Origin of the sequence: Delftia sp. Lp-1 (assembly GCF_020523835.1) — a bacterium.
GTDB lineage: Bacteria > Pseudomonadota > Gammaproteobacteria > Burkholderiales > Burkholderiaceae_C > Comamonas > Comamonas acidovorans.
This window is the reverse complement of the sequence record NZ_JAJALJ010000001.1, coordinates 3,220,171-3,234,439: the sequence shown is the minus strand read 5'-3', so window position 1 is coordinate 3,234,439 and position 14,269 is coordinate 3,220,171. Positions and strand designations below refer to the sequence as shown.

Sequence of the window (14,269 nt, the reverse complement as noted above, 5' to 3'; positions counted from 1 at the left end):
GCCATGCTGATGGAATCCACGCACCGCCTTGCCGCTTCCCCCGACGACACCGTGCCCGCCCCCGGCACCGTGCTGCCACCCGACGAGGTCAGCCAGATGCTGGCGCGCCGCCTGCGCTCGGACACGCGCGGCCAGGTCCTGTTCGACGCCGCCTCGCGCGGGCGCTATGCCACCGATGCCTCCATCTACCAGATCATGCCGGTGGGCGTCTTCGTGCCCACCTGCGAAGAAGACATCGCCACGGCCCTGCAGATCGCCCGCGAACTGAAGGTGCCCGTGCTGCCGCGCGGCGGCGGCACCAGCCAGTGCGGGCAGACCACGGGCGCGGCCCTGGTGATCGACAACAGCAAGCATTTGCGCAACATCCTCTCGGTGGACCCTGATGCAGGCACGGCCGAGGTCGAGCCCGGCCTGGTGCTGGACCACCTCAACGCCCGGCTCAAGAAGCTCGGCCTGTGGTATCCGGTGGACGTATCGACCAGCGCCCAGGCCACGCTGGGCGGCATGGCGGGCAACAACTCCTGCGGATCGCGCTCCATTGCCTACGGCAACATGGTGCACAACGTGCGCGGCGCCCGCGCCTGGATGGCCGATGGCGAGCTGCTGGACTTCGGCCCCGTCGTCCAGGCCACGGGCCGCGCGGCGCGCATTGCGCAGTTCGTGCACGGGCTGGCGCAACAGCACCGCGAGGACATTCATGCCCACTGGCCCAAGGTCATGCGCCGCGTGGCCGGCTACAACCTCGACATCTTCGACAACCAGAGCGAGCGGCCCTACACGGCCGACGGCAGCGTCAACCTGGCCCATCTGCTGATAGGCGCCGAGGGCACGCTGGCCTACACGCGCTCGCTCACCCTGCAGCTCAGCGCGCTGCCGCGCGCCAAGGTGCTGGGCGTGGTCAACTTCCCCACCTTCCACGCGGCCATGGACTCGGCCCAGCACATCGTGAAGCTGGGCCCCACGGCCGTGGAGCTGGTGGACCGCACCATGATCGAGCTGGGCCTGGCCAACCCGGCCTTCAAGCCCACCATAGAGACCGCCCTCATCGGCCGCCCGGCCGCCATCTTGCTGGTGGAATTCGCCGGCGACGACCGCGCCGCGCTGCTGGCGCGGCTGCGCCAGCTGGTGGAGCTGATGGGCGAGCTGGGCCTGCCCGGCAGCGTGGTGGAAATGCCCGAGGAAGCGGCCCAGAAAAACCTCTGGGAAGTGCGCAAGGCGGGGCTGAACATCATGATGAGCCTCAAGGGCGACGGCAAGCCCGTGAGCTTCATCGAGGACTGCGCCGTGCCGCTGCAGCACCTGGCCGAGTACACCGACGCGCTCACCGAAGTGTTCGCGCGCCATGGCAGCCGGGGCACCTGGTACGCCCATGCCTCCGTGGGCACGCTGCATGTGCGGCCCATCCTGGACATGCGCACCGACGGCGCGGCGCGCATGCGCGCCATTGCCGAGGAAGCGGCCGAACTGGTGCGCAAGTACAAGGGCGCCTTCAGCGGCGAGCACGGCGACGGGCTGTGCCGCGGCGAGTGGATTGCCTGGCAGTTCGGGCCCGCCATCACCGAGGCCCTGCGCGCCATCAAGCAGCACTTCGACCCGGACAGCCTCTTCAACCCCGGCAAGATCATCGATACGCCCAGGATGGACGATGGCCGGCTGTTCCGCTTCGCGCCCGCCGATGCGCCCCGGCCCTACCGGCGCATTCCCATCACGCCCGTGCTCGACTGGTCGGCCTGGAACGTGCAGGCCGACCCGGTCACCGAGGTCACCACGGCGCCCGGCACGGGCGGCGACGTCACGGGCGGCTTTGCCAAGGCCGTGGAGATGTGCAACAACAACGGCCACTGCCGCAAGTTCGACGCCGGCACCATGTGCCCCAGCTACCGCGTCACGCGCGACGAGCAGCACCTGACGCGCGGCCGCGCCAACACCCTGCGCCTGGCCATCTCGGGCCAGCTGGGGCCGGACGCCTTCACCAGCGAGGCCATGCACGACACCATGGACCTGTGCGTGGGCTGCAAGGGCTGCAGGCGCGACTGCCCCACGGGCGTGGACATGGCCCGCATGAAGGTGGAATTCCTGGCCCACTACAAGGCCCGCCATGGCCACACGCTCAAGGACCGGCTGGTCGCCCATCTGCCGCGCTACGCGGCCACGGCCAGCCGCATGCCCTGGCTGCTGAACCTGCGCAACCGCCTGCCCGTGCTGCGCCAACTGGGCGAAAAACTGCTGGGCCTGTCCGCCAGGCGCTCGCTGCCGGCCTGGCGCAGCGACACCTTCTGGCGCGCGCCCGAAGCACATACCTTTCTTGACCGCGACCAGGCCCTGGCCCGCGCGGCGGCCGGCGAGCGCGTGGCCGTGCTCTTCGTGGACACCTTCAACGGCACCTTCGAGAGCGAAAACGCCCTGGCCGCCGCGCGCGTGCTGCAGGCGGCCGGATATGCGCTGCACACCGCCAGCAAGTCCGCCAAAGAGGGCGGCGGCCACCACTGCTGCGGCCGCACCTACCTGGCCACCGGCATGGTCGAGCAGGCCAAGGCCAGCGCCGGTGCGCTGATCAACGCCCTGGCGCCCCTGGCCCGCGCCGGCATCCCCATCGTCGGCCTGGAGCCCTCCTGCCTGCTGACCCTGCGCGACGAAGCCCTGGTCATGGGCCTGGGCGAGCCTGCGCAGGCCGTTGCCGCCCAGGCCCTGCTGTTCGAGGAATTCATTGCCCGTGAAGTCAAGGCCGGCCGCTTCGCGCTGCCGCTGCGCGCCGCCGAGGCGCCCATCCTCGTGCACGGCCATTGCCACCAGAAGGCCTTTGGCGCCGTCAGCCCCATCCTCGACGTGCTGCGGCTGATTCCCGGCGCCCAGCCCGAGCTCATCGAAAGCTCCTGCTGCGGCATGGCCGGCAGCTTCGGCTACGAGGCCAGCCACCACCAGGTGTCCATGGACATGGCCGAGGCGGCCCTGCTGCCGGCCATACGCCAGCGCCCCGAAGCCATCGTCGTGGCCGACGGCACCAGCTGCCGCCACCAGATCGCCGACGGCGCGGCGCGCGAAGCCGTGCATGTGGCGCGGCTGCTGGAAAGCCTGCTGGACGCCCGCTGACCGCCATCCTCCATCCTTCAAAGGACAAGGCACTCCCATGAAGCACAAGCCCTGCCTGGACCTCCAGGACATCAAGGCCATCGCCCAGGCCGCCGAGGCGCATGCCGCGGCGCGCGGCTGGGCCGTCAGCATCGCCATCGCCGATGACGGCGGCCACCTGCTGTGGCTGCAGCGCCTGGACGGTGCGGCACCGGCCTCGGCCCACATCGCGCCGGCCAAGGCCCACGCCGCAGCACTGGGCCGCAAGGAAAGCCGGCTCTATGAGGAAATGATCAATGGTGGCCGTACCTCCTACCTGAGCGTGCCCGCGCTGCAGGGCCTGCTGGAAGGCGGCGTGCCCATCACCAGGGAGGGCCACTGCCTGGGCGCCGTGGGCGTCAGCGGGGTGAAGCCGGCCGAGGATGCGGAGGTGGCGCGGGCCGGCGTTGCGGCGCTGGGGGCCGCGCCGCAGCGGTAGCGGCCCTGGGCTTCAGCGCGACTTGCGCGGCTGCAGGGCCTCGGCACGCAGCATGGCCAGCACGGCATCGCGCTTGTGGTGCAGGTGGGTGACCAGCAGCTCGCGCAGGGCCGTGGCGTCGCGTGCGCCCAGGGCCTCGATCATGGCCTCGTGCTCCTTGACGGCCTGCTTCCACTTGGCCGTGTCCAGGTTGGTGCGAAAGCGCAGCGACTGCACGCGGTTGTTGATGCGCTGGAAGGTTTCCGTCAGCACGGGGTTCTTGGCGGCGCTGTTCAGCGCCGCGTGGATGGCGGCGTTGAGCCGGTAGTAGGCAGACACGTCGGCGCGCGCTACGCTGGCCATCATCTCGTAGTGCAGGGCGCGGATTTCGGCGAATTCCTGGTCGGTGATGCGCTGCGCGGCCAGTTCGCCCGACAGGCCCTCGATGCCGGCCAGCACCTCGAACGCGTGCATGACATCGGCCTCGCTCAGCTTGACGGCGATGGCGCCGCGGTTGGGCAGCAGGTCGGCCAGGCCTTCGGCGGCCAGCAGCTTGATGGCCTCGCGCAGCGGCGTGCGCGAGACGCCGAGCTGCTCGCACAGCTCGCGCTCGTTGAGCTTGGCGCCCGGGGCGATGCGCCCCTCGATGAGCATGGACCGCAAACGGTCCGCCACCTGCTCGTGCAGCGCCGCCCGCGATATCTCGATGATCTCCGCCATCTAGCGGTCTCCTTGGCTGTTCCTGGCTGGTGGATGCCCCCGCCACAGGCATTGCGCCATGCGGGGCGGCGCCGATGTTAGCCGAGTTTGCATCCCCGGCGCGCCTCCTGCCCGGCGCACGCGCTGTCCCTGCCAAGCACTACAGGCTTTTCAGCAGGGGCCTACGGCCTGCGGGCGTGGCTGCCCGCACCATGGTGCCGATCAGACACACCAACCAGGGACAACCAATGGCCAACGCAGCGATCAGGCTGCAGATCCAGGTGGATCTTGCTTATGACATCCGCGATCCGGCCGGGGCCGATTTCGTGTTCAACATCCATGCAGCCCACACCTCGCACCAGACGGTGGAGAACGAGCGTTTGGTGCTCAGCCAGCCCGTGGAGCCCGACATTGCCACCGAGCCCGCCACCTCCACCCGCTTCATGCGCCTGCATGCCAACCCAGGCCCCCTGCACCTGAGCTACACGGCCACCGTCTGCATCGCGCACCACCGCGAGGATCCGGCGGCGCTGGGCGAGGTTCCGGTGCGCTGCATCCCGCTGGAGGTCCTGCCGTACATCTACCCCAGCCGCTACTGCCAGTCCGACCGGCTGATGCAGCTGGCCTTCCGCAATTTCGGCCAACTGGCGCCCGGCTATTCGCGCGTGCTGGCCATACAGCAGTGGGTGCAGGAGCTGGTGACCTTTGCTTCGGCCACCAGCAACTCGTCCACCTCGGCCGTCGATACCCTGGTGGAGCAGGTGGGCGTGTGCCGCGATTTCACGCACCTGATGATCGCCCTGTGCCGTGCGCTGAACATTCCTGCCCGCATCGCCACCGGCACGGACTACGGCGCCGATCCTGCACTGGGCCCGCCCGATTTCCATGCCTACGTGGAAGCCTACCTGGGCGACAGGTGGTATCTGTTCGACGCATCGGGCACGGCCATTCCCATGGGCTTCATGCGCTTTGGCACGGGCCGGGATGCAGCCGACGTGGCCTTTGCCACCATCTTCGGCAACGTGGTGGCCGAGGCGCCCGTCCTGCACACGCAGGCGCTGGAAGACGCAAACAGCCAGCTGCCACGGCGGTGCAGCGAGGCGCTATCGACCACGCCACCTTCGCCCGCAGTGCTGTCGGGCTGCGCATCGTTTGGCAGCACGGCGGACCGAAGGAGCTTCAGGCAGCTGCCTGCCTGAGCTGCCTGCGCTGTGAAAGGCGCGCGGCGGCGGTCCTCAGAAGCGGTGCGTTCCCGTCACCGCAAAGGTGCGCCGCTGGCCGTAGAAGCAGTCGCCGCGTGCCAGGCACTGCGTGATCTGCACCTTGTCGGTCAGGTTGACCACGTTGAAGGCCAGGCGCCAGGGACCGGCGTCATAGGACACCATGGCGTCCAGCAGGGTGGCCGAAGGCGTGTCCACCAAGCTGGTGCCCGTCCACTGCGAACCCGTGTAGCGCACGCCCGCGCCCAGGCTCCAGCCGCCGCGCCCTTCGCTGGCAAAGCGGTGCGTCAGCCAGGCCGATGCCGTGTGGCGCGGCACGCTGGTCACGCGCTGGCCCTGGTCGCCGCCATTGCTGCGGGAGATGACGGCGTCGGTGTACGCATAGGCCAGGGTGGCGTCCCAGTGGCGCGCCAGGCTGGCGGTGAGCTCGGCCTCGAAGCCGTTGACCTTGACCTCGCCGATCTGCAGGCTGTTGAGCGGGTTGGCCGGGTCGGTGGTCTTGCGGTTCTTCTCGCGCAGCGTGTAGACGGCGGCAAAGGCCGACAGGCCCTGGCCCGGTGGCTGCCACTTCACGCCGGCTTCCCATTGCTCGCCACGCTGGGCCTTGTAGGGCGTGCCGTAGACATCCACGCCGCCCAGCGGCTGGAAGGACTCGGAGTAGCCCAGGTAGGGCGCCCAACCACCGTCCATCTGGTAGGTGGCGCCTGCGCGCTTGGTCCAGGCCTTCTCGTCCACGGCGGAGGCGGGCCGGCCTTCGGTATCGGTCTGGGCGCTGTCGTGGCGCAGGCCCAGGGTGGCGGTCCAGCGGCCCCACTTGATCTGGTCCTGGGCGTAGAAGCCCAATTGCTTTTGCGACACGCCCGGCTGGCGCACCAACTGCGAGGCCGTGGGCGGCGTGAAATTGCCGTAGACGGGGTTGTAGACGTCAAACGGCGCGGTCAGGCCGCGCCAGGTGGACTGGCTGGTGCTGTTGCGCTGTGCGTCCATGCCGGCCAGCACGGTGTGCTCGGCCGTGCCCCAGCGCAGCCGGCCTTCGAGCTGCGTGTCGATCACCAGCATGCGCCCGCCGTTGACCTGCCAGGAGGCATCGCGGTAGACGCTGCGGTTGTCGGGGTTGAAGACCGGGCGCGCAGGGCGGCCCTGGCCGGGGATGGCGGTGAAGCTGGTGTAGATGGAGCGGTAGTCCACGTCGCTGATGGTGCGCCGCAGGTTCTGGCGCACGGTCCAGTCCGCGTTCAGGCGGTGGCTGAACAGGTAGCCCCAGGATTTGTTCTCTGTGTCGAACGAGTCCCAGCCGGGCTCGCCGATGAAGGTGCTGGTGGGAATCTGGCCGTAGGGGCTGGGCAGGCGCGTGCCCTGCCAGGGGAAGAAGCCGATCAGCGAGCCGCTCTTGTCCTTCTGGTAGAGCGCCTGCAGCGTCAGCGAGGTATCGGCGCTGGGCCGCCAGGTCAGGCTGGGCGCGATGACCAGGCGGTCGTCGTTCACATGGTCCACCTGGGTGCCGCTTTCCCGGCCCACGGCCACCAGCCGATACAGCCACTGGCCGTCTTCGGTGACGGCGCCGGTCAGGTCGGTGGCGATCTGCTTGCGTCCGTAGCTGCCCATCTGCACCTGCACCTCGCGCAGCGCCTCGGCCTGCGGGCGCTTGCTGGTCAGGTTGAGCACGCCGCCCACGCTGCCCTGGCCGTAGAGCACGGAAGAGGGTCCGCGCAGGAATTCCACGCGTTCCAGCGTGTAGGGGTCGGCTCGGCTGGTGTTGTAGGTGCCGTAGGTGCGCAGCAGACCGTCCTGGTACTGGCTCACGTTGCCGCCGCGTGCCGAGAAGCTGTCCACCCGGCTGTCGAAATAGTTGGACACCACGCCGGCGCTGTAGGCGGTGGTCTGGCGCAGCGTCTGCACGCCCTGGGCCTCGAACTGGTCGCGCGTGACCACGCTGATGGCCTGGGGCGTCTCTATCAGCGGCGTGTCGGTCTTGGTGGCCGAGATGGCGCGCTTGGCGGTGAAGCCCACCACGGCTCCGGTGGGATTTTCCTTCTCGGTGCCTGCGTTCACGGTGACCGGGGCGAGCGTGGCCTCGGGAACATTTTCAGGCTGGGCCTGCGCGTGGGCTGCGCCGCACAGGGCAAGCAGGGCGGCATGCGCAACTGCCGTGCGCGAGAGTCTTTGGATAAGCATGGTCAATGGTCGAGAGCTGGGAAACCTGTGCCGTGGGGCGTGCTCTGGGTGCGTCGGCGCTGCTGCCGGCCTGGGGCCAGCGGCGCAGCCTGTCATGGCGGGTGCGGATTCTAGAATGACAATAGGAATGATTTCTTTTTCTTTTCATTTGTATGTAGCATGCAACGCATTGTTATCATTTTGATAGCGTAGAAGTTTGTTTTGAAGGGACCTGCGGGTCGATGTGCAGGGCGGTGCGATACGCGTACGGTCTTGCTTGCGGGAAGTCCGCGCAGCGTGTTAGCCCCTTTCACGCCGGGGCGCCAACGGCCCCGGTCGCCTCAGGCCAGGGCGGCCTGCGAGGGGTCGCTTCGGTGTGAAACGGCCTCGGGCCACAGCCGCCCGGCCGCCGACTGCAATGCTTCCACCAGCTGCCGCGTATCCGCCTTGCCCGTGGCGTGCAGCGCTTCGGTCACGATCAGCGCGTTGACTGTGGATTCGCGCACTGCCGAGTGGCCGCTTTGGCGGTTGCACCAGCGCCGGGCGTGGGCGCGGCCAGCGGTGTCGGCGAAGATGATTTCGCCGGGCTCGGGATATTCGATCTCGCCCGAGAAGGTCTCGTAGACCTCGCTGCCGGTTGCGGGGCGCACCTGCAGGCAGCCGCTGATGCGGTCCAGGTCGAAGACGGCCACGGGAATGGCAAAGGCCACCGAGGCCGCATTGCACAGGTCCACCAGCGGATGCAGGCCCGGCAGATCTCCTTCCTTGCGCAAGCGGCGCAGCAGGGCCTCGGCGGCGCAGCGGTATTGCGTGGGCTTGAGGCCCATCCTGGCAAAGCCGCGCCGCCAGGCCTGAATGGATGGCATCTCGCTTTCCGGGGTGCAGGCCAGGTTCTGCCTGGCCTGTGCCATGAAGGGGGCGATCACGGCGTGTGCGGGCACGTCGGGTGACAGGCCGCGCAGCAGCAAGGTCTGCGAGGCCAGTTCAGGAAAGTCGCGGGGGATGGAGGGTGAGTAGGAGAACTGCAAGATCAGGCCTTGTGAGTGGAGAGGGGATGTGATCTCCATCCTCGCCAAGCCGGTTTGCGTGGTCTTGAAGGAAATTGCAGCGCGTCACGCAGCGCAGGCCTTGGCTGCCCTGGCGTAGAAGCCGGGCGCCATGCCGAAGCTGCGCACGAACAGGCGCGTCATATGGCTCTGGTCGGCAAAGCCGCTGTGCGCGGCGGCCTCGGCCAGCGGCATGCCGCCGGCGATGAACCTGCGCGCCTGGTGCAGGCGCCGCTGCAGCAGATAGGCATGGGGCGTCATTCCCGTGGCGCGCGCAAAGGCACGCAGGAACTGGTAGCGGCTCAGGCCCGCCTCGTGGGCCAGGGCGCCCAGGGTCAGCGGTGCACCGGGATCGTCGTCCATCCGGGCGCGGGCCAGTGTGATGGGGGCCGGTGCGCGGGGCGCCGGGGCAGGGGGCTGCAGCATGCCGCCCAGCAGCTGCAGCAGGGCTTCGTCCAGGTCCAGGGCGTCCGTTGCCTCGCCGCTGCCGGTCATCCTGCGGTACAGAGCCTGAAAACACGCGGCCAGGCGCGGGTCGCGCACGGCGGGCTGGCGGAACTCGAAGCCGGTCGCTGGCCCTGCGCCATCCATGTCCGCCATGAGCCCGGCCACGACCGATGGTTCCAGGTAAAGCATGCGCCAGGCGCGACCGCCATCGCCCAGGGGCATGCCGTCATGCAACTCGCCGGGGTTGACCATGATGAGGTCGCCGGCCCCGGCCTCGTACAGACCTCGCCCGCTGGCGGATTTCTGCGCGCCACGCTCGATCAGGCCGATCCCGTACTGCTCGTGGGCGTGCCGCCCAAAGTGCCTCGCCGTGTCTGCGGCCACGGCCTCCACGCCTGCGGTGCGGCAGCGCAGCCAGCTGAAATGCCCATCCGTGGTCGAAACCATGCCGCAGCCTTTCTACCCACCCTGGCGCGCCAGCGTGATCGCCAGGCCGGCCAGCCCCGCGCCGACCACCACGGGGATCACGCCCACCTTCCAGCGCAGCAGCGCGGCCGCCGCAGCCAGGCCCAGCAGTGCGGACGGCCAGTCGAAGGGACCCGCCCAGCCCTGGGGCCACAGCACATGCCAGGCAAAGAACACGGCCAGGTTGGCGATGACGCCCACCACGGCGGCCGTGATGCCCGTCAGCGGCGCGGTGAAGCCCAGCCTGCCATGGGTGGACTCGATGAAGGGGCCGCCCAGCAGGATGAAGGCAAAGGACGGCAAAAAGGTGAAGAAGGTCACGACCAGGGCGGCGGCGGCGCCGGCCGGCAGCAGCGCATCGGGGCCGAACACCTGCGTGCTCCAGCCGCCCAGGAAGCCCACGAAGGACACCACCATGATCAGCGGCCCCGGCGTGGTCTCGCCCAGGGCCAGCCCGTCCATCATCTGCGTGGCCGTGAGCCAGTGGTAGTGGTCCACCGCGCCCTGGTAGAGGTAGGGCAGCACGGCGTAGGCGCCGCCAAAGGTCAGCAGCGCCGCCTTGGTGAAGAACCAGCCCATCTGGGTGAGCGCGCCCTGCCAGCCGAAGGCGGCGGCCAGCAGGCCCAGCGACAGCGCCCACAGCCCCAGGCTGGCCGCCAGCACCTGGCTGAAAAAGCGCCAGCTGAACCGTGCATGGGCCGGTGTGGGCGTGTCATCGTCGATGACGGCCGGGCCGTGGCTGCCGCCGCGCGGGCCGTGCCCGCCCGCAGGGGAGAAGTGGCGCGGCGCCAGCCTGCCCCCCAGGTAGCCCAGTGCGCCGGCCGCCAGCACGATCAGCGGAAACGGCAGCTTCAGCGCGAAGATGGCCACGAAGGCCGCCGCGGCAATACCCCACAGCCAGCCGTTGCGCAAGGTGCGCGAGCCCACGCGCCAGGCCGCATGCACCACCAGCGCCGTCACGGCCGGCTTGATGCCATAGAAGATGCCGGCAATGGCCGGCACATGGCCGAAGGCCACATAGATCCAGGACAGGGCGATGAGCAGCAGCAGCGAAGGCAGCACGAACAGCCCGCCGGCCACGATGCCGCCCCAGGTGCGGTGCAGCAGCCAGCCGATGTAGGTGGCCAGCTGCTGCGCCTCGGGGCCGGGCAGCAGCATGCAGTAGTTGAGCGCATGCAGGAAGCGCCCCTCCGAGATCCAGCGCCGCCGCTCCACCAGGTCCTCATGCATGATGGCGATCTGCCCGGCCGGCCCGCCAAAGCTGATGCAGCCCAGCTTCAGCCAGTAGCGCAGGGCTTCGGCGCGGGTGGGCGGGAGGGGTGCAGCGGGTGCAGCGGGTGCATCAAGCGAACTGGGAGGCATGCCGCAAATGTCTCATACGGCAGCCGCCGCTGACGCCTGCAGGCACCCGCACCGCACCCGCGCTGCGCAGACGCTACATCTGCCGGGCGGCCTGCTTGACCAGCACCGGCTCGGCGCGGTAGCTGCCCGGGAACAGCTGCTTGAGCTGCTCCACCTTGGGCAGGTCGTTGATGACGATGTAGGGATGGCGCGGGTTCTCGGTCATGAAGTCCTGGTGGTAGTTCTCGGCCGGGAAGAAGCTGGGCTTGTCCTCCAGCCGGGTCACGATGGGCTTGCCGAAGACCTTGGCCGCGTCCAGCTGGGCCACGTAGGCCTGGGCGGTCTTGAACTGGGCGGCGTCGGTGGCGAATATGGCCGAGCGGTACTGCGTGCCCGTGTCCGGCCCCTGGCGGTTGAGCTGGGTCGGGTCATGGGCCACGGAAAAGTAGATCTGCAGCAGCTGCCCGTAGCTGACCTGGGCCGGGTCATAGGTGACCTCGACCGACTCCGCATGCCCGGTGCGTCCGCTGCTCACCGCCGAATACGAGGCCTGGGCCGCCGTGCCGCCGCTGTAGCCCGAGACGGCGCGCTGCACGCCCTTGACATGCTGGAACACGCCTTGCACGCCCCAGAAGCAGCCGCCCGCAAAGATGGCTTTCTGCGGCCCCTGGCCCGTGGCGGGCGCATCCTGCGCGGGTGGTGGAATGCGCACGGCCTGCTCGGCCGCCTGCAGGTTGCTGCCCTGCCACAGCAGGGCGCCGCCCAGCAGCACGGCGCTGCCGGTCAGCAGTTGGAGAAGGCCGCGGCGGCGGGGTGCGGTGGCGAGGGTGGAATCGTTGGTCATGGTGTCTCTCCGGTGAAAGTGAAGTGGCCAGGGATCAGCCAAAGGTGAAGGCATAGGCGGAGATGCCGGGATCCAGGAATTCGATGCTGAAGGTGCGCTCGGCTGCGCCGCCGTCCTGGCGCACCAGTTGGTACAGGCGCTGCTCGGTCACGCTGCCGCTGCCGTCGGCGGCCACGTCCATACCGCGCGAGGCGCCGGGCGCCTTGCCGTCGATCAGCACCTTGAAGCGCACGGGCTTGCCATCGCTGCCGGGGCCCAGCACTAGGTGCAGGTCGCGTGCCTGGAAGCGGTAGGTGATGCGGCCGGTGGCGCCGTCCAGCGTGGCGCTTTCCGGGCCCACCGTCCATTGGCCGCTCAGGCCCCAGGCGTTGAGCGGCAGACGCTCGGGCGTGGCATAGACGGTGGCCTGGTTGTGCACGGCGGCAGGCGTGGCGGCAAATTGCTCGGCGCGCTCATAGCCCAGATAGGTCTCGTGCGAGCGCACGGCTGCCATGTCGGCTGCCTGCTGCACGCCCTTGGCCTGCACGTCGATCAGGCCCTGGTCCACCTGCTTCGATCCGGCTTCCTGCAGCAGTTGCTGGATCACGCGCTCGGACTCGGCATAGCCGCCTTCGCCAAAGTGGTGGTGCCGGATGCGGCCCTGGGCATCGATGAAGTAATGCGCCGGCCAGTACTGGTTGTTGAAGGCGCGCCAGATCTTGTAGCCGTTGTCCACGGCCACGGGGTAGCCGATGCCCAGGTCCTTGATGGCCTTTTCCACGTTGGACAGCTTGCGCTCGAAGGCGAACTCCGGCGCATGCACGCCCACCACCACCAGGCCCTGGTCGCGGTACTTCTCGGCCCAGGCCTTCACATAGGGCAGGGTGCGCAGGCAGTTGATACAGGAATAGGTCCAGAAATCCACCAGCACCACCTTGCCGCGCAGTTGTTCGGCCGTCAGCGGGGTGGAGTTGAGCCAGTCGGTGGCACCGTCCAGCGCAGGGGCCAGCCCTTCGTCCGGCAGGGCGGCGCGGGACGGGCCACCGGCCATGCGCATGGCGCCGCCTGCGGCCATCATGGCCGGGCCAGCACCGGAGCCCTCACCCCTGTCCACGGCGGCCACCATGGCGGGACCGGCCTGCATGGCCATGGCGCCACCCTCGGGCCTGCCGCTCAGGCGGTCCACCAGCCTTTGCTCCAGGCCGCCGGTGGAGGCCGTGGACACTTGCGCCAGCACGCCCGTGTCCAGCCCCAGCGCAATCGCGCCCACACCGGCCAGCATGGCTGCGCCCAGCCCGCGCCGCACCCATTCGCCCGCGCCCAGCATGCGCTTGAGCGCCGCAAACACCTTGCCGCCCAGCAGCAGGGCCGCCGCCATGGAGGTGGCCGCACCGGCCGCATAGGCCAGCAGCAGCAGGCTGGAGGTGGTGTTGGCGCCCTGCAGTGCGGCGCCCGTGAGGATCAGGCCCAGGATGGGGCCCGCGCAGGGCGCCCACAGCAGGCCCGTGGCCACGCCCAGCAGCAGCGAGGCGCCGGGGCGGGCGCCGCCGTCCGTGCCCTGGGCACGCTCGGAAAGGCGCGAGCCCGCCGCCACCAGCGGCCGCGTCAGCCGCTCGGACAGGCCGGGCCACAGCAGGGTCAGCGCAAACACGGCGACCAGGCCCAGGGCCAGCCAGCGGCCGTACTCATTGGCGGCCACCACCCAGCCGCCGCCCACGGCGGCCAGCGAGGCCACCAGGGCGAAGGTCAGCGCCATGCCCGCCAGCAGCGGCAGGCCGCTTTTGGCGAAGGGCTGGTCGGCGCGTGCAAAGACGAAGGGCAGCACCGGCAGGATGCAGGGGCTGACGATGGTCAGCACCCCGCCCAGATAGGCCAGGACGATCAGCAGCATGGCGTGGCTCCCGGGTTCAGGCAGGCTGGGGCGTGAACGTCAGCGACAGGCCGTTCATGCAGTAGCGCAGGCCCGTGGGCTTGGGGCCGTCGTCGAAGACATGGCCCAGGTGGCCGCCGCAGCGGCGGCAATGCACCTCGGTGCGCAGCATGCCGTAGGCGCGGTCCTGGCGCGTGGCCACGGCCTTGTCCAGCGGCTGCCAGAAGCTGGGCCAGCCGGTGCCGCTGTCGAACTTGGTCTTGGACGAGAACAGCGGCAGCGCGCAGCCTGCGCAGGCAAAGGTGCCGGCGCGGTGCTCCTTGTTCAGGGGGCTGGTGCCGGCGCGCTCCGTGCCTTCCTTGCGCAGGATCTGGTACTGCTCGGGCGTGAGCCGGGCACGCCACTCGGCGTCGCTGTAGCTCACCTCGAAGATTTCGCTGGAGGCGGCGGCCGGTGCGCGGCGCGGGAACAGGCTGGCCGCCAGCACGGCGGTGGTGCCGGCGCCTGCAGTCCACAGAAGATGGCGTCTGGTGGTCATGGTGTGCTCCTGAAGGTTCTTTGCGTCTGAAAACGATGCGATGCCAGTCAGGTTAGGGCGGCGGCCTCCCGAAGTCTTCACGCAGAGTTCAAAGATTCGTGATAACTCCCGGCCCCGGTATTGCGCACAATGGCAGCCAC

11 protein-coding genes are annotated in these 14,269 nt (G+C 69.4%); 3 read left to right on the top strand and 8 right to left on the bottom strand.

Translation table 11 applies throughout. The features are described from left to right. Window positions 1-3 precede the first annotated feature (3 nt). Both LGR64_RS14550 and LGR64_RS14545 read left to right on the top strand, forming a co-directional pair. Window positions 4-3,090, top strand: coding sequence for an FAD-binding and (Fe-S)-binding domain-containing protein (locus LGR64_RS14550; protein ID WP_230355919.1), 3,087 nt, complete (start codon window positions 4-6; stop codon window positions 3,088-3,090). Between the two features lie 37 nt (window positions 3,091-3,127). After that, window positions 3,128-3,547, top strand: a complete 420-nt coding sequence (locus LGR64_RS14545; RefSeq protein ID WP_096915961.1) for a heme-binding protein — start codon at window positions 3,128-3,130, stop codon at window positions 3,545-3,547. 12 nt (window positions 3,548-3,559) lie between these two features. Here the strand turns inward: LGR64_RS14545 and LGR64_RS14540 are convergent, their stop codons facing one another. After that, entirely contained in the window at window positions 3,560-4,246 is a 687-nt protein-coding gene (locus LGR64_RS14540) for a GntR family transcriptional regulator (RefSeq protein ID WP_013802958.1), read from the bottom strand. A gap of 227 nt (window positions 4,247-4,473) precedes the next feature. Here LGR64_RS14540 and LGR64_RS14535 point away from each other — a divergent pair, with 227 nt between their 5' ends. Further along, window positions 4,474-5,424, top strand: coding sequence for a transglutaminase-like domain-containing protein (locus LGR64_RS14535; RefSeq protein ID WP_230355917.1), 951 nt, complete (start codon window positions 4,474-4,476; stop codon window positions 5,422-5,424). A gap of 36 nt (window positions 5,425-5,460) precedes the next feature. Here LGR64_RS14535 and LGR64_RS14530 read toward each other — a convergent pair whose 3' ends face one another. The 7 genes from LGR64_RS14530 to msrB all read right to left on the bottom strand — a co-directional run bounded on the left by LGR64_RS14530 (window position 5,461) and on the right by msrB (window position 14,129). Further along, a complete protein-coding gene (locus LGR64_RS14530) occupies window positions 5,461-7,620 on the bottom strand; it encodes a TonB-dependent siderophore receptor (RefSeq protein WP_230355916.1) in 2,160 nt (719 codons plus the stop codon). Between the two features lie 320 nt (window positions 7,621-7,940). Further along, a complete protein-coding gene (locus LGR64_RS14525) occupies window positions 7,941-8,627 on the bottom strand; it encodes a B3/B4 domain-containing protein (RefSeq protein ID WP_230355915.1) in 687 nt (228 codons plus the stop codon). Between the two features lie 84 nt (window positions 8,628-8,711). Next, entirely contained in the window at window positions 8,712-9,539 is an 828-nt protein-coding gene (locus LGR64_RS14520; RefSeq protein ID WP_230355913.1) for an AraC family transcriptional regulator, read from the bottom strand. 12 nt (window positions 9,540-9,551) lie between these two features. Continuing rightward, a complete protein-coding gene (gene chrA / locus LGR64_RS14515) occupies window positions 9,552-10,919 on the bottom strand; it encodes a chromate efflux transporter (RefSeq protein WP_230355910.1) in 1,368 nt (455 codons plus the stop codon). 73 nt (window positions 10,920-10,992) lie between these two features. Next, window positions 10,993-11,742 carry a peptide-methionine (S)-S-oxide reductase MsrA gene (gene msrA / locus LGR64_RS14510; protein WP_230355908.1) on the bottom strand — a complete coding sequence of 250 codons (750 nt, stop codon included), beginning with the start codon at window positions 11,740-11,742 and terminating at the stop codon, window positions 10,993-10,995. Window positions 11,743-11,776: 34 nt separating this feature from the next. Next, window positions 11,777-13,612: a cytochrome c biogenesis protein DipZ gene (locus LGR64_RS14505; RefSeq protein ID WP_230355906.1), complete on the bottom strand. Its 1,836-nt coding sequence runs from the start codon at window positions 13,610-13,612 to the stop codon at window positions 11,777-11,779. A gap of 16 nt (window positions 13,613-13,628) precedes the next feature. Then, window positions 13,629-14,129 (bottom strand): peptide-methionine (R)-S-oxide reductase MsrB, encoded by a 501-nt coding sequence (gene msrB, locus LGR64_RS14500; RefSeq protein ID WP_088165142.1) that lies wholly within the window; start codon window positions 14,127-14,129, stop codon window positions 13,629-13,631. Window positions 14,130-14,269 lie beyond the last annotated feature (140 nt).

Coding starts and splice junctions, on each gene's coding strand:
- chrA (WP_230355910.1), bottom strand. CDS start 10,919: ATGCCTCCCAGTTCGCTTGATGCACCCGCTGCACCCGCTGCACCCCTC.
- LGR64_RS14505 (WP_230355906.1), bottom strand. CDS start 13,612: ATGCTGCTGATCGTCCTGGCCTATCTGGGCGGGGTGCTGACCATCGTC.
- LGR64_RS14540 (WP_013802958.1), bottom strand. CDS start 4,246: ATGGCGGAGATCATCGAGATATCGCGGGCGGCGCTGCACGAGCAGGTG.
- LGR64_RS14520 (WP_230355913.1), bottom strand. CDS start 9,539: ATGGTTTCGACCACGGATGGGCATTTCAGCTGGCTGCGCTGCCGCACC.
- msrA (WP_230355908.1), bottom strand. CDS start 11,742: ATGACCAACGATTCCACCCTCGCCACCGCACCCCGCCGCCGCGGCCTT.
- msrB (WP_088165142.1), bottom strand. CDS start 14,129: ATGACCACCAGACGCCATCTTCTGTGGACTGCAGGCGCCGGCACCACC.
- LGR64_RS14545 (WP_096915961.1), top strand. CDS start 3,128: ATGAAGCACAAGCCCTGCCTGGACCTCCAGGACATCAAGGCCATCGCC.
- LGR64_RS14530 (WP_230355916.1), bottom strand. CDS start 7,620: ATGCTTATCCAAAGACTCTCGCGCACGGCAGTTGCGCATGCCGCCCTG.
- LGR64_RS14535 (WP_230355917.1), top strand. CDS start 4,474: ATGGCCAACGCAGCGATCAGGCTGCAGATCCAGGTGGATCTTGCTTAT.
- LGR64_RS14550 (WP_230355919.1), top strand. CDS start 4: ATGCTGATGGAATCCACGCACCGCCTTGCCGCTTCCCCCGACGACACC.